Raw genomic sequence first — 24,539 nt, forward strand, 5'->3', positions numbered from 1 at the left:
CCCCTCTCTTCCGAAGCAAAGGGAGTACACGCGTTATGGTGAAGAAACTTACCGCCACACTGTTCGGCCTCTCCGCACTGGTCCTGGCTGGCTGCGGCAGCGAAGAGCCCACTGGGCAGCAACCGCCCCCTCCGGCCGTAGAAGTTGCCCAGGTTAGCACCGAGGCAACCACTTTGTGGCGCAGTTTTACCGGCCGCGTTGTCGCTCCGGAGACCGTTGAACTACGCCCCCGTGTCAGCGGGTATATCGACCAGGTATCGTTCACTGAAGGCGCGCTGGTAGAGCGAGGTGATGTGTTATTCACCATCGATCAGCGCCCCTACAAAGCCAAACTGCGTGCCGCTGAAGCGGATTTACAGCGGGTACGCAGCGAACTGGCATTCAATACGAAGCAGGCCCGCCGCGCCCAGCAGCTGCTCGACAGTAAAGCCATCTCGCGAGAAGAATACGACCGCCGCATCGCCGCGCGGGATGCCAAGCACGCAGCCCTGAATGCCGCCGAAGCCGCTGTGGAAAACGCGCGCCTCAACCTGCAATACACCGAGGTGACAGCCCCTATTAGTGGCCGTGTTAGCCGCGCCCAGATAACCCGCGGCAATCTGGCCAACGCGGATACAACCCTGCTGACCACCCTCGTGTCTGTAGATCCCATGTACGTGTATTTCGAAAGTGACGAGCAGACTTTTGCCGCCAGTCGCAACCTACTTAACAGCGATGCCAGGCCCCCAGTTCATATCGGCTTAGCAGGCGAACACGGCTACCCGCATAAAGGTCAGTTGGATTTTATCGACAACCGCCTCAACAGCCACACCGGCACTATCCAGTTCCGAGCGGTAGTCTCCAACCCCAAAGGCACATTTAAGCCAGGGCAGTTCGCCCGCGTGGAAATGCCTATCGAAGAAATGGCCCAGGCAGTACTGATCGATAGCAAGGCAGTACTCACCGACCAGGATCGCCGCTATGTCTATGTGGTCACGCAGGAGAACTTGACGGAACGTCGCCCGGTAGAATTGGGCCCACGGCAGGGGGAGCGCACGGTAATCCGTAGCGGCCTTCAAACTGGCGAACGAATTGTAGTCAACGGCCTCCAGAAGATCTTCTTCCCCGGCATGCCGGTCGCACCCGAGATGATCGCCCAGCAGGGTCAAGGCAGTAGCGCTCAGGCCGCCGGACACTGAGCCTAGGTGTTTCCACTACTTTTGGACACCGAGTTTTGGGCACCGAACGCCCAACGAATCCTATCAATGGAATCCGAGCGGCCTGAAAACCGCTTCCCAGGTAGCAGCGTATGAATTTTTCCCGTTTCTTTGTCGACAGGCCCATCTTTGCCTCGGTGCTGTCGATCATTATTTTTGTAGTGGGATTGATTAGCATCCCGTCATTACCAGTCAGTGAATATCCTGAGGTTGTACCGCCTAGCGTGCAAGTAAGTGCCCGCTACCCTGGTGCCAACCCCAAGACGATATCCGAAACTGTTGCCACACCACTGGAAGAAGCCATCAATGGTGTGGAAAACATGATCTACATGAAGTCGGTGGCCGGCAGTGACGGCACCCTCACTTTGAATGTCACTTTTAAACTCGGCACCGATCCAGACCAGGCGCAGGTTCAGGTACAAAACCGGGTATCCCAAGCGCTACCCCGTCTACCGGAAGACGTGCGCCGCCAAGGGGTAACCACGCAGAAGCAGTCGCCCAACCTGATGATGGCAGTGCATCTGATCTCTCCAGACGACAGCCTCGATGCCACCTATATTCGCAACTATGCGGTATTGCATATCCGTGATGAGCTGTCGCGTATTCCCGGTGTCGGCCTCGCCGCGGTCTTTGGCTCCGGGGACTATGCCATGCGCCTGTGGGTAGACCCGCAAAAAGCGGCGGCCCTGGGCGTGACTGCAGCGGATATCGTCAGCTCAGTGCGTGAGCAAAATGTGCAGGTGTCCGCCGGACAGATCGGCGCCTCGCCGATGCCCAATGGCTCTGATTTCCTGATCTCTATCAACGCCAAGGGCCGCCTGCAAAGCGAAGAAGAGTTTGGCAATGTGGTACTGAAAACCGGCAGCGATGGTGAAATTACCCGATTGCGTGACGTGGCGCGGGTTGAACTGGCCTCATCCCAAGACTCTCTACGCGCCTTACTAAACGGCCGCCAGGCGGTGGCCATTCCGATCTTCCAGTCCCCGGGCTCCAACTCCCTGGAAGTCTCCGCTGCAGTACGCGAGAAGATGGCGGAACTGGGAGAACAGTTCCCCGAAGGCCTGGAGTGGAAAGTTGCCTACGACCCAACCGTATTTGTCAGCACTTCCATCAGCTCTGTGATCAAGACCCTGCTTGAGGCGGTGTTACTGGTAGTGCTGGTGGTTATCCTGTTCCTGCAGACCTGGCGCGCCTCCCTGATTCCACTCTTGGCCGTGCCGGTATCCATTGTTGGTACCTTTGCGGTGCTACTGATGTTGGGCTTCTCGATCAACACCCTGACCCTGTTCGCCATGGTACTGGCCATCGGTATCGTGGTGGATGACGCCATCGTGGTGGTGGAAAACGTTGAGCGGAATATCGAGGAGGGACTGACACCTTTAGCCGCTGCCCACCAGGCCATGCGCGAGGTGAGCGGTCCGATTGTCGCCATCAGTTTGGTGCTCTGTGCAGTGTTTGTGCCCATGGCCTTCCTGGACGGCATCACCGGCCAGTTCTACCGCCAGTTCGCCACCACTATTGCCATCGCCACCATTATCTCCGCGATCAACTCCCTGACCCTGTCCCCGGCTCTGGCGGCTACCCTGCTGAAGCCCCACGGTGCCAAGCCGGATATGCCCGCGCGCATTATCGAGCGCCTGTTCGGCTGGTTATTCCGCCCGTTCAACCGCTTCTTCCAGCGCAACTCTGAACGCTACCAGCGGGTGGTGGGCCACAGCCTCAAGCGTCGGGGTATCGTATTTGGGGTCTACCTGATATTGCTCGGCAGTACCTTCGCCCTGTTCCAACAGGTGCCCGGCGGCTTTATTCCGGTTCAGGATAAAACTTACCTGGTGGGTAGTATCCGCCTGCCAGAAGGTGCCTCCCTGGACCGCACCGAGGAAGTTGCTCGCCGCGTGAGTGAATTGGCTTTGGAAACTGAGGGGGTTGCCAACGCCGCAGCCTTTGTCGGCTTCAATGCCCTGCAAGGTACCAACACCCCCAACGTGGGCACGGTATTTATCCTGTTCGACGATTTCGATGAACGTGAGCGCAGTGCCCAGGAAATCGCTGCGGAGCTAAATGGCAAAATCTCACAGATCAAGGAAGGCTTTGCTATGACCTTTATGCCACCGCCCATCTTCGGGCTGGGTGCTGGGTCCGGCTACTCCCTCTATGTTCAGGACCGTCGCGGTGCCGGCTACGGTGAGCTGCAAAATGCCACCAATATGCTCGCGGGCGCCCTGAGCCAGGCCAGCGGCCTCAGCTATCCCTTCAGCTCCTACCAAGCCAATGTGCCGCAAATGGATGCCGAGGTAGACCGCCTGCAGGCCAAGGCTCAAGGCGTGCGCATGGATGACCTGTTCGGCACCCTGCAGCTGTATTTCGGCTCCATGTATATCAACGACTTCAACCTGTTCGGTCGCACCTATCAGGTGGTTGCCCAGGCAGATGCGCCTTTCCGCGATGAAGTGCAGGACCTCGACAACCTCTACACCCGCAATATGAATGGGGAAATGGTACCCATCAGCACCATGGTGACCCTGCGCCAGAGTTACGGACCCGACCCGGTAATTCGCTACAACGGCTATCCGGCAGCGGACCTGATGGGCCAATCCGATCCCAGCATGCTGTCCTCTTCCGAAGCCTTGGCCGCGGTTGAACAGGTTGCCAGCCAGGCCTTGCCACCGGGTATGCAGATCCAATGGACCGACCTGAGTTTCCAACAGGTTAACCAGGGGAACGCCGCTATGGTGGTCTTTCCGCTGGCGGTGCTGCTGGTGTTCCTGGTACTGGCCGCACTCTATGAGAGCTGGGTGATGCCTCTGGCAGTGATCCTGATCGTACCCATGTGCCTGTTGGCCGCACTCTTTGGTGTCTGGGCGACCGGCGGAGACAACAATGTGTTCGTTCAGGTAGGACTGGTAGTTTTGATGGGGCTCGCCTGTAAAAACGCCATTCTGATTGTGGAGTTTGCCCGTGAGCTGGAAATGGACGGCAAGGGTACCGTGGAGGCAGCACTGGAAGCCTGCCGCCTACGTCTGCGCCCAATCATTATGACCTCTGTGGCCTTTATTGCCGGTGTGGTGCCTCTTGTACTGGCCAGCGGCGCCGGCGCCGAAGTGCGCAACGCCATGGGAATTACGGTATTTACCGGCATGATCGGCGTAACCCTGTTCGGACTGTTCCTGACACCAGTGTTCTATGTAGCCCTGCGCAAGCTCTCCGGCGGCGATCTCTCAGTCACTAAAAAAGTCGATACGCCTGCGCTAATCGCAGACTCTCTGAAAGAGCCAGCGCACAGCTAGCCATCCCCCCCAACCCCCAAGCTCATTCCCCCGCAGCAGCCACTGCGCGGGGGCTTTTTTATACTAGGTTTTTTCTTTGCGCCAGCGGGCACTGGGAAACACCAGCACAAATAGCCAGGTAAACACACTGAGGGGCACACAAAATAGCATTACGAGCACCCCCAGCAGCGCGCGCATAAAATCACTGCCTTCCTCATGTTTTTCTGCGCGATCCCAAAGATAGCCACGATAACAGTGATCCGGTCCATCAATAGGTAAAAAGGTAAAGTTGATCATCCACTCGAGTACCCGCCAATAGCGCCGAAAAGGTGTCTCCTGCACACGTGAAAAGTAGCCGCAGCGTGCAGAAATAGTGGCATCGGGTTTTCCCCCGGCAATGGCATTACCGAGCTGATCGATCGCGATGCAGACATTAATAATCCAGCTTCTTCTGGCGCCTCTCATTACACGCTCGTCTAATTAAAAGAAATCCGGCAAGCACTGCCACTCGCCAAGTAATGTATAGACGTATCGAGACAAGAGCAGCCCCCGAGTTGTACAGACCTGCCACTTCAGATAAAAGGGTCGGCTAGACTTCTCACAGGTGGCAAAGAAACCTTTGCCGGCTTAGAAAGTTGTAGGCGCAGGGGTTTCTCCTAAAAAATGTTGCATATCGCCACCATTGCCACCCACTCGGAAAGAATGTTTCCCGTACTCCAGGAATCCGCCAGACGCAATGGCGTATCACTTACCATTCTTGGGCGCGATCACCCCTGGAAAGACTTCTCATCCAAAATGGATATTTTGCTTCCTTTTTTTCAAACGCTACCTGAGGAGGACATAATCTGCTATCTCGACGGTTTCGACTCATTGATATTACCGTCAGTACGCCTGCTCGAAAAAAACTTTCACTCCTTTGGCAAAGATATTATTTTTTCCAATGACTACCGGCATGATGGTGTTCAGGGGTATTTTGAAAAAAAATTCTTTCCCAACGAACATGTTTTTTCCACGGGAATATTTATTGGAAAAAATAAAGCGCTACAAAACCTATTCCAGGCAGCCCGCGGAATGTATCCCAATTACTGCGATGACCAGAAAATACTGCGGCGCTATTATGCGCATCACACTTGTGAGCAGGTGGATATAGATCACGAGGCCAAGTTATTTTATAACTTTGACATGGCCGACCCCAGTTACAATCTGCTCAATCAAGTAGACCATATTCAGGGAGGAAAAATTTACCTGCTCAACGGGCAGAGTCCCAGCATTATCTCCTTCCCCTGCAGCTGGTTCGCCATTGGTATCAAGAAAAACCTACATATCCTGCTGGAAAATCTGGGCTATGACTACTACCCGGAAGTGAATATCAAGGGCACACTTAACGGCTTAAAGTACTATATTGGAACTTCGATAAAAGAAAGTATTAAAACACTGCTGAAGTAACTCAACACTTTTGCCGCTTCCTATATTTTCACCCCTGCTTCACCCGGAGCAGTCACGAGCATATCCATCAATAGAAGCTGTAACTCAATTCAAATGGTGAATAGGGCCCGGCACACCAGTCGCCAGTATCCAATTGATAGCAAGGCACTCCCGCAGCAATGCAATTGTCCAGGTCACCCATATAGGGATCACAAACCAGGCAAAAGCGTGGAAATGCAGTCAGTTCATCGGGCGGAACGGGACTGTGCTTATAGGAATAATAAATTGCGGTGCCATTTAAATCCTGCCAAAAACCATCGGCACAGCCACCGAGCAGCTGCGCCACAATCAATGACAGTAAAACTTTACTCTTCATAGGAAATACAACGCCTTCCACCGGAAATATCAAAGCAACGGGCACTCTCAGGACAAATTGATCCGGGCGCCAATTCCTCAGAGTCACCGGGGCAACTGGAATGACTGGACCTGCGTGTTGAGGGAGCTGCGGGCATTGCTTGAGAGGGATATGCGCGATATTCCGCATGGCGGGGTATCGGCGCACTGGTTGGGTAGACCACCTGGTTGCGCGTATCCGGGGTACCGCAAGCTGGAAGCAGCAAGCTGGTACACAACGCGGCAATGGCTATAGGGAATTTTTTCATGGGCTTGCCTCCGTATCGGCACCACGCGAAACCTAATTCGCGTACTTCGGTAAATGATCGGACGGTGCAGCCACAACCTTGCGCACTACCTTCCCAGACTCGCAGCTTGGTGCTTAGTACACCCTCAGAACCGGGAAGAACCAGGCGGTGGAGTCGTACACCTGGTGAGTGCAATGCCCTTCACACTCATTATTAACAGGCAAGGCCTGAGCAGGCGATGAAACAATCGAGTCGACTTCGACAAAGCCACCTTCCTGCCCGCTAGCCTGAGCCTCGAAAAAGAAAGGGTCTTCCCCTTCCACTTCTTCTGCGGGTAAGAATAAGCAACCCTGCACCGCCAGAGCCGCTACAAGCGGCAGAGCGAATTTCCTTGAAGGCCTCATGATCCGACACTCCACTTTCAGTGTTGCGCTGATAGCTGTCTTTCAAAAAAGTCTAGCCGGCGAGGATTATCCAGCCAGTTGGCGTCAGGTCATTTCTGCGTGCAATTCATTTTTATAAAGTTTTATGCGCCATTTTAGGTACTTTTGTGGGTAACTGGTTAAAAGTTTCTTCGCAGTAAGGCACCTACGAGTCCGTTCTGACTAAAAAAAGCAGAAAGAACTCACAACTTCTTAAAAGCCCAATTTCAGCTGAGTGGCCCCCATAAAAAAAGCGGCCATAGGCCGCTTTTTGAGGTTTAGGCTGTAGCTTATGAAGAGGCTATAGCAGCAGGCGCCGCACATCCGCAAGCACACTCACCAGGTAGGTCATAAAGCGTCCGGCATCGCCACCATTTACCGCGCGGTGATCGTAAGACAGCGCCATTGGCAGCATCTGCCGCGGCTCGAAGTCTTCGCCGTTCCACATCGGCTTCACCGCCAACTTGGAAATACCGAGGATGCCCACTTCTGGCGAATTGACGATCGGGGTAAATCCGGTACCGCCAATAGCACCCAGGCTTGAGATGGTGAAACAGGCACCCTGCATCTCGTTGGGCTTCAGCTTGCCATCGCGGGCTTTCAGGGCCATTTCAGTGGCCTCGGCCGCCAGCTCGTACAAGCCTTTTTTATCCACATCGCGGATAACCGGCACCATCAAGCCTTTTGGCGTATCCACCGCCATACCCACATGTACATAGTCCTTGCGCACAATCTGCTCGCCATCGTTGTGCAGGGACACATTGAAGCTGGGCTCTGCGCGCAGGGCCGCGGCTACCGCTTTCAGCAGGAAAGGCACAGGCGTGAGTTTCACACCGCGCTTTTCCGCCTCAGCCTTCATAGACTTGCGGAAGGTTTCCAGCTCTGTGATATCCGCATCGTCAAACTGGGTGACGTGAGGCACATTGAGCCAGTTGCGCGACATATTGGCTGCGGTGATCTTGTGGATCTTGCTCATCGGCTCCACGCTCACCGGGCCAAACTGGCTGAAGTCGATATCCGGCATCTTGGCAATACCGATTCCACCGCCGACCGCACCGCTCTCGGCTTTCTTCACCTGTTCGCGGATGTAATTATGCAGATCGTCCTTGGAGACCCGGTTGCGCGGACCGGTGGGCTTCACCTTGTTCAAGGTAACACCCAACTCACGGGCCAATTTGCGTACGGCGGGACCGGCATAAACCTGGGCTGCAGCAGTGAGATTGCGCTCCAGCTGGTAATCTTTCTGCGGCACTGCCGGCGGCTCAACAGATAAAGGGGCCTGCTGTGGAGCACTCTCGACAGGCGCAGCAGCTGCCGGGACTGCGGCTTGAGCTGCCGGGGCGGCGGCACCGCCTGCAGCAACCACTTTCAATACACCGAGGGTATCGCCCGTGGAAACCTTATCGCCTTCTTTAACGGCGATAGAAACTACAGTACCGGCGCTGGGGGAAGGGACATCCATGGAGGCTTTATCGCCTTCCACCACAATCAGAGAATCACCCTCTTCGACGGTATCACCGGGTTGCACACTGATCTCGATCACATCAACCGCATCGGCACCGCCCAGGTCCGGGATCTGGATCGTTTCCTCTTTCGGCTCGCCGCTCGCTGCTGCCGCAGGGGCTTCAGCTACAGGCTCTGCCGCCGGCGCAGCTTCTTGCTTGGCGGGGGCTACAGCGGTCTCCTCTGCTGGAGTTTCCGCGACATCGGTTTCGATCTCACCGATCACATCGCCTTCAGAGACCTTATCGCCCTCTTTTACGCTGATGCTGAGGATTTTGCCGGCCACCGGGGCCGGCACATCCATGGAGGCCTTATCGCCCTCCACCACAATCAGAGAATCCTCTTGCGCGACGGTATCACCGGCGGCAACCGTAATTTCAATCACATCCACCTGATCGGCACCGCCGAGATCAGGCACTTTAATGACTTGTTTTGCCATAGGAGTTCTGCCTTCTCTTAGCTGATGCGCGGGTTAACTTTTTCGGCGTCGATATTGAGCTTCACGATCGCTTCGGACACTTCTTTCGCATCAATCACACCCTGCTTCGCCAGCCCATTCAGAGCGGCAATCACCACATAGTTGCGATCCACCTCGAAGAAGCGACGCAGCTGCTCGCGGCTGTCACTGCGGCCGAAACCATCAGTACCCAGGGTGGTCAAATCCCCATCGATAAATTCACGCAGGGGCTCCACATAGGAACGGATGTAGTCAGTGGAAGCGATCACCGGTGCGGTATTGCCCTCAAACTGCTCGGTGATCCAGGCTTTGCGCAACTCGGCTTCCGGGTGCAGCATATTCCAACGCGCCACATCCTGGCCTTCGCGGGCCGCTTCCACAGCAGAGGTGAGGCTCCAGACATCGGAGGTCACGCCAAATTGATCGGCGAGGATATCCGCTGCTGCCAGCACTTCGCGCAAAATAGTACCGCCACCAATCAACTGCACATGCTTCTTGGCAGTCTTGCCCTTGGCGCCTTTCTTGACGTTGGACTGGAGTTTGTAGATGCCGCGAATAATGCCCTCTTCCACGCCCTGGGGCATTTCCGGTTGCAGGTAGTTTTCGTTCTCGATGGTTATGTAATAGAAGACATTCTTCTGCTCCTCGTACATCTCCTTGAGGCCCCGCTGCATAACCACAGCCAACTCGTAACCGTAGGCCGGATCGTAGCTGCGACAGTTGGGGATAGTGGAGGACAGCACATGGCTGTGACCATCCTGGTGCTGTAGGCCCTCACCATTCAAAGTGGTACGGCCGGCGGTGGCGCCAATCAGGAAGCCGCGCGCCTGCATATCGCCAGCGGCCCAGGCCAGATCGCCCACACGCTGGAAGCCGAACATGGAGTAGTAGATATAGAAAGGCACCATCGGCACGCCGTGGTTGCTATAGGCCGTAGCCAACGCCATCCAGGCAGACATGGCACCGGCTTCGTTGATACCCTCTTCCAGCACCTGGCCTTTCTTATCTTCCTTGTAATACATGATCTGGCCGTGATCCACCGGGGTATAGCGCTGCCCTTCAGAAGAGTAGATACCCAGCTGGCGGAACAGGCCTTCCATACCGAAGGTACGGGCTTCATCGGGCACAATCGGCGCGATGTTCTTGCCGATATTCTTGTCTTTCACCAGTGCGGCGATAGCGCGCACAAATGCCATCGTGGTGGAAATTTCGCGCTCGCCGGAGCCTTTGGTCAGCGCGCTGAAGGCATCGAGACCGGGCACTTCCAGTTTTGGGCACTCAATCGGGCGACGGGGAACCGGACCGCCCAGGGTCTTGCGGCGCTCCGCCATATATTTCATTTCCGGGCTGTCCGGAGACGGACGGTAGTAAGGCACTTCTTCCAGCTCTTTATCGGTGAGCGGAATGGCAAAACGGTCGCGGAAGCGCTTAAGGGAATCCAGATCCAGCTTCTTCACGGAGTGGGTATCCATCGCCGCTTCACCGGCGGAGCCCAGGCCGTAGCCTTTAACTGTTTGCGCCAGGATCACAGTGGGCTGGCCTTTATGGGCCATGGCAGCCGCGTAAGCTGCGTAGACTTTATAGGGGTCGTGGCCGCCGCGATTGAGCTTCATAATCTCATCGTCGGACATATCCTTGACCAGCTCCAGCAGCTCCGGGTACTTGCCGAAGAAGTGTTCGCGGGTATAGGCGCCGCCGTTGGCCTTGAAGTTCTGCATCTCGCCATCGACCACTTCGTCCATGACTTTCTGCAGTAGCCCCTTGTCGTCTTTCTCCAGCAGCGGATCCCACAGGCGGCCCCAGAGTACTTTAACGACATTCCAGCCGGCACCGCGGAATACGCCTTCCAGCTCCTGCACAATTTTACCGTTACCGCGCACCGGGCCATCCAGGCGCTGCAGATTACAGTTAACCACGAACACCAGGTTTTCCAGTTGCTCGCGGCCGGCCAGGGAAATGGCGCCCAGAGTTTCCGGCTCATCACATTCGCCGTCGCCGAGGAAAGCCCACACCTTGCGGTCACCGCGCGGCGATAAACCACGGGCGGACATATAGCGCATAATATGCGCTTGATAAATTGCCTGAATCGGTCCCAGCCCCATGGAAACTGTGGGGAACTGCCAGTAATCCGGCATCAACCAGGGGTGTGGATAAGAGGAGAGACCGTTACCGTTCACTTCGCGGCGGAAGTTATCCAGCTGCTCCTCATCGAAGCGTCCTTCCAAGTAAGAACGGGCATAAATACCCGGCGCACTGTGGCCCTGGAAGAAAATCAGGTCGCCGCGCTCTTCACCTTCATTGCCGCGGAAAAAGTAGTTAAAGCCCACATCGTAGAGTGTGGCGGCAGAGGAGAAACTGGAGATATGGCCGCCGAGGTGGTCGTTATTCTGGTTGGCACGCACCACCATTGCCAAGGCATTCCAGCGAATCAGGGAGCGAATACGGCGCTCCATAAATAGGTCGCCGGGCATGCGCTTTTCCGCATTGGGCGGAATGGTATTGCGGTAAGGGGTAGTGATAGCCGCGGGTAGCTGCACACCGACATCGGTAGCGCGATCAGACAGCTGCTTTAGAAGGAAGGCGGCGCGCTCTTTGCCGCTGTAGCGGATAACCGCCTGCAGCGCATCCAGCCATTCCTGCGTTTCGAGGTTATCGGTATCTTCGTGCATCAAATGCTCCTCGGCGAATTAGGCGACGTCGAGTCGGTCTATTTCTCAAAAATCGGTACGCGGGCAAACTACAGCGCAGGCGAAAAAATGCTTCCTTTTTTTCAGGCTTCCGCCAATTCACCGCCGTTGGTGGCGGAAATGCAATGTGTGAATCTTCACCCGATCGCGGCGGAGAGGAAAAGCGGCGCCAGTCTGTGCCGCGAATGCTTAGTTTGACTGTAATTATCTGTTCCGGGCCCCACTCTAACGTGGCGGACAAAGCCCCATTCCCGGTTATTAGCGGAAGCGATTGTAGTATTACTACAAAAAATTTTCCAGATAGGGCGGTTAGTAACAAACAAAACAAAACGGCAAAACAATTATTTGCCATTTTGCTGTTTTACCGGAATATTTTATGGAAAGTTTGAGAAATCAAATTACAAAATCGAGTCTCAAATAAAGGTGCCAGTCACAGCTGCACCAGCTCCCCGCCAGATTGGTATTCAGCGTAGACCAAGTAGCGCAGTGGACCACCCGCCGCCATAGCATCGAAGGGATAGCAGGTCACCAGTAGCAGGCCGCGCTCGGCAAAAACCGGCAGACGTTCGCGCTCACTATTTACGATACGCAGCTCCGTCACCCGATACGTGTGCCAGCGCCCGTCTTCACCCTGCAGGTAAATGCCATTGCCGTGCCGCAGGGTTTGCAGCCCGGCAAAGTGTGTATCCCGATGCGCAGCGATTACTGTGGTGCGAAAATCACCGGGCTTACCGGAACCATTAAGCAAGCCGGGACCAAAGGCGAGGGATTCTCCACTGCCTCCCGCCAGCACTATAAAAGGACGCTGGCCCTGCAGCTTGAGCTTGGCCACCGGCCGGGTATCCGCCCAGGGCCAGGGCTTTTGCGGAACCCCGCCCTGCAACTGTTCCTCCCAGGCACTGGCAATCAGAAACTGAGCCAGCTGCGCCTTGGCCAGTAGCCAGGAGGCGGAGCCCAACTGCCACAACCCCACCAGCAGGCACACTGAAAAAAGCAGCAGGCGCATCACTGCGGCGCACTCCCCAGCTGCGCCTCCAGACCACTGTTACAGCGGCGCAAATCCGGCACTACCTTACGCAGCAGGCGGCGGATTGCCCCCATCAAATTGGCGCGCATTGAGCGGCCCCGGCGCAACAATGCTGCCAGGCTGAGCAAGCTCAGGGCAGCAAACAGCTGCGCATAAACACCTGTGGCCGTACTGGGGTAAGCCTGGCGCTGCAACACCTGCCCTCTGGGCACCATGCTGGTGAGCGCAGTTTGGGAGAGCTTTTCTTCGGGCTTGCGCACCAGCTCTTCTTCAACCGCGACAAAGCTGGTGTAGGGGCTGGCGAGTTGATGATCCAGGGCGAGCTGTAAAATCTGTGCACGCAGAGCCTGGCCCGCATCACTCTCCTCACCCAGCTGGGTCTGGCGGTCGCGCAGGGATTCCATTTTGTTGCGCGCCCACAAACTGCCGATGCCCTTGCTACTGGGGGCCTGCTCCAGGGTCAGCGCCAGGTTGCGCACAAACTGCTTACCGGCCATACGCCCACGCAACTGAATATCCCCCTGCAGCGACTGCCCTTCCACCCTGGCCACCAGCTGCAACGGCTCGCCGCGATAGAGATCGGGGATTCGTTTGGGATAGGCATCCGCCACCACACCCTCGGGCCAGCTCAACTGCAGATCGGTGGCCATAGGGTTTTCCAGCTTGGCGAATAAGGTCTGCATGCGCCTGTGCAGCTCGGAAAGATCGCCGATGGTGACGAAAGAACCGCGGCCAAACTGGGCGGCTTTACGCATAAAATGGCTGTTGGGCGCCGAGCCAATGCCCACCGTAAATAAACGCGCATCGCCCAGGTGTTGGTGGATTAACTCGAGCAGCGCCTGTTCATTGCCCACCGCACCATCGGTAATAAATACCACCTGGTGTACCAGGCTGTTGTTATCGGGCAACTGCTGGCCCAGTGCCAGGCGCAGCGCCGCAGCCATCTCGGTGCCGCCATCGGCATTTAAGCGTTCCACCTCCCGGCGCGCACGCTGAATATTCTCCGCACTTGCTGCCACTGGACGCGGGAAAAAAGCGCGGGAGCTGTTATTAAATTCGATCACATTAAAGCGATCATTACCATCTAGACGCGAGAGCGCCAGGGTAAGACTCTCCTTGGCCTGACGGATAGAGTTGCCAGACATGGAGCCGGAGGTATCGATCACGTAAACCACTTCCCGCGGCAAGCGCTGGGCACGAGCACCCTCATCTGGTGGCAGCAGCATTAGCTGCAAATAGGTACCGGATTTTTTATCCGCACTTTCCCTGCCATCCGCCTGCACACCGGCAGCACGCTCACCAACATGCTCACTAAACAGCGCCGCACGCGGCATGGCCGAGGGCTCCGGCTGCCAGTTTAAAAGAAAGTCCCGATCCATTTTTGCCCTGCCCTTGCGCAGACGAATCGAGTAGCGCTCTCCGGCTTTTTCATCGATGGCAATATCGTGATAGGGGCTGCCGATTTTCACCAGCGGCAAGCCGCCTTCCAGCTCTACCTCAATGGCCATATTGTGACTGCCCACCGCTTCCAACTCTGCCGCCGGCTGCATCAACGGGGTAATCGCTGCGGCATCCGGTACCTGATCAGTGGGCAGCGCCCAGCCACTGCTCTGAGTGGCCAACTCCAGCTCGGTACCACCGAAAGCTTGTGAGGGAATGGGTTCACCGGGGATATAACGGGGAGTCAGGGTGGTTGGCAGCCGCAAAGAAAAGACGCCACTGTCATAGGCCACCGGCTGCAGGTAGCGAATATTCACCTGCACCGTTTCTCCCGGTGCGATATTCGCTACCTTGTTGGTAAACAGGTTGGGGCGCTGCTGCTCTAAGAGCGCCGCACGCTTACCCGTCGCGCGCGCGGCCTTATAAATCTTTGCCGCCTGTTTGCGCTCGCGCACCTTGCCGACAATACGGCGCTCGCCCAATTGAATCTCGAGGCCAACTACCGCTGCCTGCTCGGGCAGCGGCAGTGCGTAAACCGCCTCCTGCCAGCTATCGCTGGTATTCTGAAAAGCCTGCTGTAACTGCACTTCCGCAACCAGACCGCGCACCACCATTTTGACACTACTGTGCAGGTGCACGGCGGGCACATAGCGGCCCGGCTCCGCACCGGTGAACAGTAAATCCCCCGCCTGCACATCATCCAGGGTAATCAGTTCAGAGGTAATATCACCATTACTAGACGTAAGCGCCTGGGCACTGACCTCGGCTCCGATTGCCGCAATGACCACGGCCAATACCACCACTATAAATAACAACCAGCGTCCGGTACCACCGCTCTTCTGGCGGCGGCGGTAATATTCCTCCGTCGGCAACATCAGATCGTCTTTATGAAACCGCTGCCCAAACAACATCACCCTGTTCACTCACTTCCCTCCACTTTTAAATTGGATGTTGAAGTGATTAAACAGGGGCAAGCGGGCGAAAGGTGGCAGGGAATCGGGTGGAAAATGGGAGGAATTATGGCGAATTGTGGTGAAGGGAGATAATTTAGCTTTTAGCTATCTCCTCTCACCCTCCATTAAAATCATTTTCAGACATAACTCTTTTTGACATAATTCTTATTGAGTCCCAACGCAATTTATACCCTAAACCCAAATAAACTATGCCGGACATATCAAGGAAGACAGGAGCATACAACACTCCAAACTGAGTATATTTAAACTATAAAAGCTGGCGAACAATAATTCAGACTACCAACCCCATAAATTAACATACAAGTAGACTCTACACTTAAAAAATCCTGACTTTTCTAAAAATCTTACACTCATGTAAATTGGTCTTCTTAGCCCCACCGGTAACATATGATTCACGACCAAATAAATGCGCCTCTAACTCCACCAACCTATCTTTAGCTTCTGCATGCTCAAACAACGTATAAAAATCTCCTAAGTTTGACAAATTCTTACTCTTATAAAATTTCTCTTTCGTGAAAAACTTATTTGCCCCATTCCCCAACATAATTACTATGCCTTCAGGCTTCAGAACCCTATACACCTCTTCATTTAACACGGAATACCCATGAGGGCTCACCGCAATTACAACATCTACTGAGCAATCATCCAAAAAAAGGCAAAAGTTAACATTTGCACTATATATATTCTCCCATTTCAACCTGTCCTCCTCATTCAACTCCTTCTTACTCAACTTACTCAACTTACTCAACTTTTGCCTAAAGTCACCCGGCTCCCAGAAAGAAGCATATGGAGCATGTGAACGATCAACAAAGTCATAATTAATAACTTTACTACCCTCAAATCCGGACACTTCCCGAATCTCGCCGTTACTTATTGGGTGCTCACGCCCAGAACCCAAGTTTAAAATAAGAGGCCCATCAGCTTCCATAAAAAATCCTTTTCAATAATTACCAAACGAAAACAATACCCAATTTAAGAACAAGCAAAAACTTCTCAAACAAAAAATTAAATCTCATAGAAAGCTTCAGCACTTTAACACACACATAAGAGTGAAGTATCACACTTAATTACAAACCATCCGAATATAGACCCAGAAGAAAATATACAATCAAAACCACCCCACAACCATTTGAACAGCAACAACAAAACTATGGATAAAATAAAAAAGCTGACAGAGGGAAGAATTTGAATAACAGACGTACAAATTAAACTGCAGAACCTCCAAAAATCAATCAATACTGAATCAATATTAATGCACTTTCTTAAGAGAAAATCTGCACCAAGACCATCGAACCAATAAGGAATAAAATTTCCAGACACAAAAAAACCGGCGCAAGCGCCGGTTTTTTTGTCAATCAATCTGATATCAGTCGACTAGACCATAATCCTTACGCAATACTTCAAGCAATTCCGCTTTGGGGTTATCTGATATCTCCAATTTCGTACCAATAATCTTCTCAGCAATACCAATATAAGTATTAGAGAGATCCATCAGCATAGATTCTGGCAGCTCATTGTCGCGAGCCAGAGCCAGGCGCTCAGCCATGCGGTCTTTGTTTAACAGGATATCGGCATCGGGGAAGTGATTGAGCAGGGCCTGGCGGAAACCCTCTTTGGATTTTTCCACAACCTTGCCCGCGCGATACTGTTCGCCGTCCCAGATACGGGAGGAGTCCGGGGTACCCACTTCGTCCATATAGATCAGCTTTTCTACACCATTAGCATCGGTGACATAGCCGAATTCAAACTTGGTATCGACAAAGACCTGGTCGAGCTTTTCCAGCTCGGCGGAGATCAAATCGAAACCTTCTTTTAACAACTTCTCGTACAGGTCGATATCGCCCGCGCTGCGGAAGCCGAAGGCCGCAAAATTGTCTTCGATATTCTTGCGGGTGACATTGACGTCATCCACTTCCGGCACGCCGGGGATCCCCTTGAGAATACCTTTGCTGGAGGGGGTAATCAGCAATTCTGGCAGCTTCTGGTCTTTCTGCAGGCCATCGGGAATTTCAATGCCGCAGAACTCGCGCTCGCCCTTTTGGTAAGAGCGCCACATGGAGCCGGTGATGTACTGGCGGGCGATCGCTTCGATCATCACCGGGCGCGCCTTCTGTACGATCCACACCAGCGGATGCGGGATATCCAGAATATGGCTATCGGCCAGACCCTGCTCTTTAAACCGCTTGAACCAGTGGTTGGAAATCGCGTTCAATGCCGCGCCCTTGCCGGGCACGCCGCGCATGCCGCCCTCGCCGGTCCAGATGCAGTCGAATGCGGAGATGCGGTCGGAAATCACCATTACCGCGAGAGGGGTGTCCGGGGAAACCGGGTAGCCTTTTTCCTCAATCAGGCGGCGGCTATCTTCTTCGCTCAGCCAGTAAACAGAACGGACCTTGCCGCTGTGGACAGGCTTATCGGTACGGATCGGCAGGTCATTATTGACCGCTAGAACTTTGTCAGCCAGGCTCATGGGCTCTCACCTATTCGAAGGAGCAAATAAAAGAAAGCGCGGCATTCTAGCAATGGCCCGCGTCGATACAAAGAAAAGAAGTTGGCGGGAGCCCCCGAACAATTTCGTGATGCCTCTGGCTCTCAGGCCGGTTACAGGCAGGGCTCGGCTGCGCAGGAGTGCCTAGACGTTTCAATAAGTCGCAACGCAGAGTGTGACCCGCTCTTAAAGCTCTATAGGGCGGGCCAGGTTGCGGAATAACAATGGCTCAGAGGCTCCCTGCGGGCTCGCCGGCATTACTCCGATATACGCTTGGCCTCCCACTCGGCCTGGTGCTCGCTGGTGGGCCAGGCACTCATAATGGCCTTAAGCAGGGTCGCCAGCGGAATAGCGAAGAAGACGCCCCAGAAGCCCCAGATACCGCCGAAAAACAGTACCGCCAGGATAATTGCCACCGGGTGCAGATTGACGGCCTCGGAAAACAACAATGGCACCAATACATTGCCATCGAGCAGCTGGATAATGCCGTAGGTCATAATCAGGTAGAAAAACTCATTGCTCCAACCCCACTGGAACAGGCCAATGGCCGCCACCGGGATGGTCACCACCGCCGCGCCGATATAGGGAATCAATACACTCAGGCCCACCGCCACCGCCAGCAGCAGGGCGTAATTGACCCCCAGCAACAGGAAGGCGGCGTAGCTCACCGCTGCCACTATACCGATCTCAACCACTTTGCCGCGCACATAATTGGCCACCTGGTCGTTCATCTCGTGCCAGATCTGGTGCAGCATGGGGCGCTGCTTTGGCAGGAAAGAGGTACACCAGCGGATCAGCTGGTCGGAGTCCTTCAGGAAGAAAAACACCAGGATCGGCACCACCACCACATAAATCAGCAAGCCGGCAAAAATGGGCAGGTTGGTGAGAGAAAAGGCCAGCAGGGTCTGCCCCATGCCACCCAGCTCTTTGCCGAGGGTATTAAAAACCTCGTCGATCTGCGCCGCAGAAATCAGGCGCGGGTAGCGCTCCGGCAGTAGCAACAACAGCTCCTGGCCGCGCTGCACCATATTCGGCAACTCCGCACCGAGGCGCACCAGCTGGCGCCAAATAATCGGCAGCACCACAAATAGCAGGCCCACGATAGTGCCCACCAACACCAGGCAGGAAAGTGTTACCGCGAGCCAATGGGGCACCCGCCAGGACTTCAACTTTTGCACCATGCCCTGCATCAGGAAGGCGATTACCAGGGCCGTAAGCACAGGCGCCAGCACACCTCCGAGCGTGGCCAGTACCACCAGCGCTACGGTGAGCAGCAGCACGAGCAACACCACTTCTTCCTGACTGAAGTAGCGGTTCACCCAGCCTTTAACAATCGACAACATAGACTCTCGGGATTGATTCTTCATTTGCCAGCGTACAGCCAATATAGAAAGGTATTATCACGCCTCTCGGCGCGCAGCAGGGGCCTGCCACTCAGTGCGGCAAAGCTGTGAAAATCGCGCCAGGAACCCTCATCGGTGGCCATCACACACAGTAAGGTCCCCGCCTCGTATTGGCGCAGGGCCCTGCGCATAGCCAGCAGAGGCTGGGGGCAGGGCAACTGGCGGGCGTCCACCGTTACCGCCGCATGCCAGTCCGGCACGGAGTTTTTATCAACGGTATCGGAAGGGGGCACGGCCATTGGCTATCTGGTCACAAGCTTTACAGAGCCGCGGATTATAACGCGTAATCTGCGCCAGTTACCGACAATGCTTAACCCTTTTTAACCTTCCCACTGGCGCCGGCCAGAACCTTTACCGCCCCACCCTGTCTAACCCTCGACAGTTCAACGGGGTTGCGTATAGAGTTGGACTATAGATCCTTCATGGACAGACCGAGCAGTAATCAAAATGACTGATCCCCAAAAAAGCCTGCCTCGTCGATCAAACAAAGCGCCTCTCTCACTGCGATTGCGCAATACCCTAAAGGCACTCGGCTTAGGCCTGTTGCTCGGCAGCACTCCCATTGCAGCCACCGCTGACTCTGAGGGAATCCGCCTGCCGGAACTTGGAGACAGCACCAGCGGCCTGGTATCCCCCCAGCGCGAGAAAGAACTGGGCCAAATGTGGCTACGTATATTTCGTAGCCAGGTTAAGACTTCCTCCGATGCACTGCTGCAGCAGTACGTCGAAAAAACCGTTAAGGGCCTGGCAGAATACAGCCCCCTGGAGGACAAGAATATTGATGTGGTCGTGGTAAACAATGAAACCATGAACGCATTTGCGGTACCCGGTGGCATTATGGGTATTCACACTGGCCTCTTCCTATTTGCGAAAAACGAAGATCAATTTGCTTCGGTGGTCGCCCACGAACTGGGCCACCTCAGCCAGCGCCACTACGCCCGCTCCCTGGAAGCCCAGCGCAACAACACCCTACCCACCCTGGCCGGCATGCTCGGCGCTCTGGTACTCGCCGCCACCGCCGGTGGCGAAGCGGGGCTCGCCGCCATAACTGCAACTCAGGCTGCAGCGCTCGACAGCCAGCTGCGCTTTAGCCGCAAGAATGAACAGGAGGCCGATCGGGTCGGTATCGAAACCTTGGCAAGATCCGGCCGCGATCCAGATGCCGCCGGCGAGATGTTCGAGCAGATGCTCAAAGCCACCCGCTATTACCGCCGCCCTCCAGAGTTCCTGCTGACCCACCCGGTAACAGAGAAGCGTATCGCCGATGCCAAGCTGCGCTCCCAGCGTATGGAGGATGTCGAACCCAGCGATAGCCGCGATTACCATATGATGCGCGCGCGAATTCGCCTGGCCACTGAAGCCACGCCACAGCAGGCCGTTAAACGCTTCCAAGCCGAACTTAATGGTATCCATGACAACGAAGATGCCGCCCGCTACGGCCTGGCATTGGCACAAATCGCCGCAGGAAGGCCGGATTCCGCTCTGGACACCCTGCAGCCGCTCCTCGATAAGGAGCCCTCAAAAGCCGCTTTTGTCCTGGCGCGCGCAGATATTGACCTAGTGCGCCAAGACTATTCAGGCGCCACCCAGCGCTTACAGCAGGCACTGGACCGCAACCCCGGCGACCACGCCCTGGTGATGGGGCTCGCCAACGCTCATTTTAAAGCGGGCAACTATCTGGCGGCAGAGCGCATGCTGGCCAAATACAGCAGGGTGCGCAAGAAAGACCCCGCCGTATGGTACCTATTGGCCGAGACCCATGGCTTGGCCGGGGATATCGTCGGGGTGCACGAGGCACGAGCCGAATACTATATTTTGATCGGTGTTTTCGATAAGGCCCTGCAGCACCTGCGCCACGGCATTCGCATGACCAAAGACGACTATCAAACCAATGCCATCCTGAAACAGCGCCTTAAAGACGTCATCAAGATGCAGGAAAAAGCCAAGGAGCTTTGACCCCACTCATTAACAACACAAACAAAGCACAAACAAAAAGAGCGGCCTCTAGCCGCTCTTTTTTATTTGCACTGGAGCCCGCTAGGCGCCTTTAACCCTTGCGGAAATCCAGCATTCTCTGCAGCGGGATCATCGCCTTACGGCCCAGCTCCGCATCTACAAAGATCTCGTTATCACCGCGCTCCAACACCCCACACAAATTCTCCAGGGAGTTCATCGCCATCCAAGGACAGTTCGCACAGCTGCGGCAGGTGGCGCCAGCTCCAGCAGTGGGGGCAACCATTAATTCTTTATCCGGGCACTCCTGCTGCATCTTGTAGAAGATGCCCTGGTCGGTCGCCACGATAAAGCGCTTCTCTGGGCGGGTCTTGGCTGCATTGATTATCTGCGAGGTGGAACCCACCACATCCGCCAGTGCAACCACCGAGGCAGGGGATTCCGGGTGCACTAACACTACGGCATCCGGGTAGAGCGCCTTCAGGTCCTCCACACCTTTCGCCTTGAACTCCTCGTGCACAATACAGGAGCCATCCCAAAGCAGAACATCCGCACCGGTTTCACGCTGCACATAGCCACCGAGATGCTTATCCGGGGCCCACAGGATTTTTTCACCGTTGGCATCCAAATGGTCCACTACATCCAAGGCGATACTGGAGGTAACCACCCAGTCCGCTCTCGCCTTCACCGCCGCAGAGGTATTGGCATAGACAACGACCGTGCGATCCGAATGCTGATCACAGAACTCGGAAAACTCATCCGGGGGGCAGCCCAAATCCAGGGAGCAGGTAGCCTCCAGGGTGGGCATTAACACACGCTTATTCGGCGTCAGGATCTTGGCGGTCTCGCCCATAAACTTCACCCCGGCCACCACCAGGGTATCGGCGCTATGCTTGGCACCAAAGCGGGCCATCTCCAGAGAGTCGGATACACAGCCACCAGTCTCTTCGGCCAACGCCTGGATTAATGGGTCTGTGTAATAGTGAGCCACTAACACGGCATTCTGCTCTTTAAGCAGACGCTTGATACGCTCACGCCAGGCTTGCAACTCCTCCTCACTGTACTGAGACACAACCGGCTCCGCCAAGTGCGCCTGCACCAGAGAGAGGGAATCTACCGTTTCTGCAACAACGGACTTTTGGGTCATGGCTAACTACCACCAGCGAAAAACGCGCAGTATAACGCATTGCGACGCCATATCAGCGCACCTAAAGTATCAACAACTGGTAATTCGACAGCACCGCAAGATAAGTTACGCCCCATGCCCAGGCTGCAGAGCCCAAGAGAACAGAGAAGCAGTTTTGCGCGCCCACATCCAGGCAAAAAAGCCTTCCTATTAATGGGGAACCCCTAAAATGGAGCAGGTTGAAAACATTGTGATTGGTGCTGGAGCCATTGGTCTCGCCAGCGCCTATGCCCTGGCCATTAAAGGGCAGGATGTACTGGTTCTGGAACAACACACTAATATTGGCACAGAGATTAGCGCCCGCAGCAGCGAGGTGATCCACGCCGGCATTTACTACCCAAGCAGCAGCTTAAAGGCTAATGCCTGTGTCGCGGGCAAAGCCAAGCTGTATCGTTTTTGCCGCGAGTATGCGGTCCCACACAAAGCCATCGGCAAATTAATCCTGGCTACCAACGAAGCCCAACTCCCCCAACTCAAAGCCTTGAAAGCCCAAGGAGATAAGAATGGCGCCGGCCATTTACAGCTGCTGAACGGAAGAGAAGCCAAGGCAATGGAACCCCAACTGCAGTGTCACAGTGCAATTTATTCACCTACCACAGGCATCTTCGATAGCCACGCCCTACTATTGGCACTGCAGGGCGCCCTGGAAGTGCGTGGCGGCCAGGTGGCACTGGGCACAGCAGTGAAAAAAATATCGCGTGAAAGTAACCTCTACCAACTCACAATGAGAGATGGCTACCAGCTCGGTACCAAGAATTTAATCGTAGCCGCAGGGCTACACAGCCACCAATTGCTCTGCAAAATCAACGACAAAAGTATTCGGCAATTAGTCCCAAGCCAATTTCTGGCAAAAGGGAATTACTTTTCTCTCGACCACAAGCCCCCTTTCTCCCACCTGATCTACCCCCTACCAGAACCCGGTGGGCTAGGCACTCATCTCACACTGGATTTGGAGGGCTATGCCCGCTTTGGACCCGACGTTGAGTGGGTAGAAAAAATTGATTACACCGTGGATAAAAAACGAGGGGAAAGGTTTTATAAAAGTGTTCGCCTTTATTGGCCCGAGCTCCCCGCAGAAAGCCTAAAGCCAGATTACGCTGGCATTCGCCCAAAGCTCACGGCAAAAGGCGGCCCAACCGAGGACTTCAAAGTATTCCACTGGGGCGAAAGTCAAGAACCACAACTAGTAGCCTTTTTCGGCATTGAGTCACCCGGCCTTACCAGTTGCTTATATTTAGGGGAGATGGCAGCAGACTGTATTTGTCGCTAAAAACTGCACTCCGTGAAGACCAATAAATACCTTAAAGGCTCAGCCAAGTAGAGAATTTTCAGGCGCTAGCAAACCAGTGTTCACAGAGAAGTAAAAATAAAAAGGAAGCAGTAAAGAAATGGTGGGTCGTGCTGGATTCGAACCAGCGACCAATTGGTTAAAAGCCAACTGCTCTACCAACTGAGCTAACGACCCTTAGGAAGTTGGGCGAACTTGGTATGTCCCAACTCAGGATGCTTTTACTTCTCTCGCAGATCTGTAAAAGCTGTGGGGTTACTGTGAATATCCCCGGCGGAAATGGTGGGTCGTGCTGGATTCGAACCAGCGACCAATTGGTTAAAAGCCAACTGCTCTACCAACTGAGCTAACGACCCTTTTCCGTGCCTCGATGTGAGGAGCTGCGTATCTTACGGATCTATTCTGAAAAGACAATACCTAACCCGAAAAAAAATCTAACAAATTTAAGGGGTTAGGTATTTCCCATAAAAATGACACCAACTGACAATCAGCTGGCATACACCGTAGGGTCCGCCAGGCCCGCTTCCGTAAATCCCGCAGCACGCAGCCGACAGCTATCGCAGCGACCACAGGCCGCACCATCTGGGCGCGCCTGGTAACAGGATACCGTCAAACTGTAATCAACCCCAAGACGGGTTCCCTCGAGTACAATATCCGCCTTACTCATCTGCATCAGCGGCGCTCTCACAGAGAGCTTGTTTCCCTCTACCCCAGCGCGGGTAGCGAGGTTGGCCATCTTTTCATAGGCCTCGATATACTCCGGCCGGCAATCCGGATAGCCCGAGTAATCCACCGCATTGACGCCGACAAAAATATCCTGAGCTCCAAGCACCTCGGCCCAGCCAAGGGCAATAGAGAGGAATACCGTATTGCGAGCCGGTACATAGGTAACCGGGATGCCACTGGTTTCCTCTTCGGGAACCTCAATACTGTCATCGGTTAGGGCCGAGCCGCCAATTGAACGCAGATCGAGCTTCACCACTTTGTGCTCTGCCGCTCCGAGATCAGCGGCTACGCGCTTTGCCGCTAACAATTCAGCTTCGTGCCGCTGGCCGTAATCAAAACCCAAGGCATAACATTCATAACCTTCTGCACGCGCCATGGCGAGCACTGTGGCCGAGTCGAGGCCACCGGACAGCAAAATTACCGCTTTCTTTGCAGTCATCTCTTCCTCAATTTTTCA

At 54.7% G+C, this 24,539-nt stretch carries 20 protein-coding genes and 2 tRNA genes; 6 read left to right on the top strand and 16 right to left on the bottom strand.

Translation table 11 applies throughout. The features are described 5' to 3' along the window. The first annotated feature begins 35 nt into the window (after positions 1 to 35). A complete protein-coding gene (locus tag ACJJH9_RS16135; RefSeq protein ID WP_444899034.1) occupies positions 36 to 1,178 on the top strand; it encodes an efflux RND transporter periplasmic adaptor subunit in 1,143 nt (380 codons plus the stop codon). A 110-nt stretch (positions 1,179 to 1,288) separates the two neighbouring features. Then, a complete protein-coding gene (locus tag ACJJH9_RS16140) occupies positions 1,289 to 4,483 on the top strand; it encodes an efflux RND transporter permease subunit (protein ID WP_444923380.1) in 3,195 nt (1,064 codons plus the stop codon). 63 nt (positions 4,484 to 4,546) lie between these two features. On the opposite strand, the gene ACJJH9_RS16145 is transcribed toward ACJJH9_RS16140, so the two are convergent. Next, positions 4,547 to 4,927, bottom strand: coding sequence for a hypothetical protein (locus ACJJH9_RS16145; RefSeq protein WP_444921097.1), 381 nt, complete (start codon positions 4,925 to 4,927; stop codon positions 4,547 to 4,549). A gap of 198 nt (positions 4,928 to 5,125) precedes the next feature. Here ACJJH9_RS16145 and ACJJH9_RS16150 point away from each other — a divergent pair, with 198 nt between their 5' ends. Then, a complete protein-coding gene (locus tag ACJJH9_RS16150; protein ID WP_252084644.1) occupies positions 5,126 to 5,908 on the top strand; it encodes a glycosyltransferase domain-containing protein in 783 nt (260 codons plus the stop codon). A 67-nt stretch (positions 5,909 to 5,975) separates the two neighbouring features. On the opposite strand, the gene ACJJH9_RS16155 is transcribed toward ACJJH9_RS16150, so the two are convergent. From ACJJH9_RS16155 to aceE, 5 genes are all read right to left on the bottom strand, one after another. Continuing rightward, positions 5,976 to 6,263: a hypothetical protein gene (locus ACJJH9_RS16155; protein WP_252084643.1), complete on the bottom strand. Its 288-nt coding sequence runs from the start codon at positions 6,261 to 6,263 to the stop codon at positions 5,976 to 5,978. Beyond that, the gene (locus ACJJH9_RS16160) at positions 6,253 to 6,549 is read right to left on the bottom strand and encodes a hypothetical protein (RefSeq protein ID WP_444883825.1); all 297 of its coding nucleotides are present in this window, start codon (positions 6,547 to 6,549) and stop codon (positions 6,253 to 6,255) included. The genes ACJJH9_RS16155 and ACJJH9_RS16160 overlap by 11 nt, the downstream gene beginning before the upstream one ends. A gap of 113 nt (positions 6,550 to 6,662) precedes the next feature. Next, a complete protein-coding gene (locus ACJJH9_RS16165; RefSeq protein WP_444923381.1) occupies positions 6,663 to 6,932 on the bottom strand; it encodes a hypothetical protein in 270 nt (89 codons plus the stop codon). A gap of 319 nt (positions 6,933 to 7,251) precedes the next feature. After that, positions 7,252 to 8,892 (bottom strand): dihydrolipoyllysine-residue acetyltransferase, encoded by a 1,641-nt coding sequence (gene aceF / locus ACJJH9_RS16170; RefSeq protein ID WP_444923382.1) that lies wholly within the window; start codon positions 8,890 to 8,892, stop codon positions 7,252 to 7,254. 17 nt (positions 8,893 to 8,909) lie between these two features. After that, positions 8,910 to 11,579: a pyruvate dehydrogenase (acetyl-transferring), homodimeric type gene (gene aceE, locus ACJJH9_RS16175; protein ID WP_444923383.1), complete on the bottom strand. Its 2,670-nt coding sequence runs from the start codon at positions 11,577 to 11,579 to the stop codon at positions 8,910 to 8,912. Between aceE and ACJJH9_RS16180 the strand changes: the two genes are divergently transcribed. Further along, complete coding sequence (locus tag ACJJH9_RS16180; protein WP_444888059.1) at positions 11,574 to 11,795, top strand: hypothetical protein; 222 nt, start codon at positions 11,574 to 11,576, stop codon at positions 11,793 to 11,795. The two genes, aceE and ACJJH9_RS16180, sit on opposite strands and share 6 nt — an antisense overlap. A 232-nt stretch (positions 11,796 to 12,027) precedes the next feature. On the opposite strand, the gene ACJJH9_RS16185 is transcribed toward ACJJH9_RS16180, so the two are convergent. The 6 genes from ACJJH9_RS16185 to ACJJH9_RS16210 form a co-directional block, all read right to left on the bottom strand. After that, entirely contained in the window at positions 12,028 to 12,603 is a 576-nt protein-coding gene (locus ACJJH9_RS16185) for a class GN sortase (protein WP_444900925.1), read from the bottom strand. Beyond that, positions 12,603 to 14,987 (bottom strand): marine proteobacterial sortase target protein, encoded by a 2,385-nt coding sequence (locus ACJJH9_RS16190; RefSeq protein WP_444899039.1) that lies wholly within the window; start codon positions 14,985 to 14,987, stop codon positions 12,603 to 12,605. The genes ACJJH9_RS16185 and ACJJH9_RS16190 overlap by 1 nt, the downstream gene beginning before the upstream one ends. 367 nt (positions 14,988 to 15,354) lie before the next feature. Then, a complete protein-coding gene (locus ACJJH9_RS16195) occupies positions 15,355 to 15,966 on the bottom strand; it encodes a class I SAM-dependent methyltransferase (protein WP_444899040.1) in 612 nt (203 codons plus the stop codon). 438 nt (positions 15,967 to 16,404) lie between these two features. Continuing rightward, on the bottom strand, positions 16,405 to 17,508 hold the full coding sequence (locus ACJJH9_RS16200; protein WP_444923384.1) for a phosphoribosylaminoimidazolesuccinocarboxamide synthase: 1,104 nt from the start codon (positions 17,506 to 17,508) through the stop codon (positions 16,405 to 16,407). A 275-nt stretch (positions 17,509 to 17,783) separates the two neighbouring features. Continuing rightward, positions 17,784 to 18,869, bottom strand: a complete 1,086-nt coding sequence (locus ACJJH9_RS16205) for an AI-2E family transporter (protein WP_252085962.1) — start codon at positions 18,867 to 18,869, stop codon at positions 17,784 to 17,786. 20 nt (positions 18,870 to 18,889) lie between these two features. Further along, positions 18,890 to 19,168, bottom strand: coding sequence for a sulfurtransferase TusA family protein (locus ACJJH9_RS16210; RefSeq protein WP_444888055.1), 279 nt, complete (start codon positions 19,166 to 19,168; stop codon positions 18,890 to 18,892). Positions 19,169 to 19,376: 208 nt separating this feature from the next. Here ACJJH9_RS16210 and ACJJH9_RS16215 point away from each other — a divergent pair, with 208 nt between their 5' ends. Next, complete coding sequence (locus ACJJH9_RS16215) at positions 19,377 to 20,885, top strand: M48 family metalloprotease (protein WP_252084633.1); 1,509 nt, start codon at positions 19,377 to 19,379, stop codon at positions 20,883 to 20,885. Between the two features lie 91 nt (positions 20,886 to 20,976). Here ACJJH9_RS16215 and nadA read toward each other — a convergent pair whose 3' ends face one another. Next, entirely contained in the window at positions 20,977 to 22,029 is a 1,053-nt protein-coding gene (nadA, locus tag ACJJH9_RS16220; RefSeq protein ID WP_252084632.1) for a quinolinate synthase NadA, read from the bottom strand. Positions 22,030 to 22,237: 208 nt separating this feature from the next. Between nadA and ACJJH9_RS16225 the strand changes: the two genes are divergently transcribed. Further along, positions 22,238 to 23,338 (top strand): NAD(P)/FAD-dependent oxidoreductase, encoded by a 1,101-nt coding sequence (locus tag ACJJH9_RS16225; RefSeq protein WP_444923385.1) that lies wholly within the window; start codon positions 22,238 to 22,240, stop codon positions 23,336 to 23,338. A gap of 119 nt (positions 23,339 to 23,457) precedes the next feature. Here ACJJH9_RS16225 and ACJJH9_RS16230 read toward each other — a convergent pair. From ACJJH9_RS16230 to queC, 3 genes are all read right to left on the bottom strand, one after another. Further along, positions 23,458 to 23,533 (bottom strand) — tRNA-Lys (locus tag ACJJH9_RS16230). A gap of 103 nt (positions 23,534 to 23,636) precedes the next feature. Then, a tRNA-Lys gene (locus ACJJH9_RS16235) sits at positions 23,637 to 23,712 on the bottom strand. A 131-nt stretch (positions 23,713 to 23,843) separates the two neighbouring features. Next, positions 23,844 to 24,521 carry a 7-cyano-7-deazaguanine synthase QueC gene (gene queC, locus ACJJH9_RS16240; protein ID WP_444883815.1) on the bottom strand — a complete coding sequence of 226 codons (678 nt, stop codon included), beginning with the start codon at positions 24,519 to 24,521 and terminating at the stop codon, positions 23,844 to 23,846. Between the last annotated feature and the right edge of the window lie 18 nt (positions 24,522 to 24,539).

It is taken from the genome of Microbulbifer mixtoriginis (SeqCode) (genome assembly GCF_052466715.1).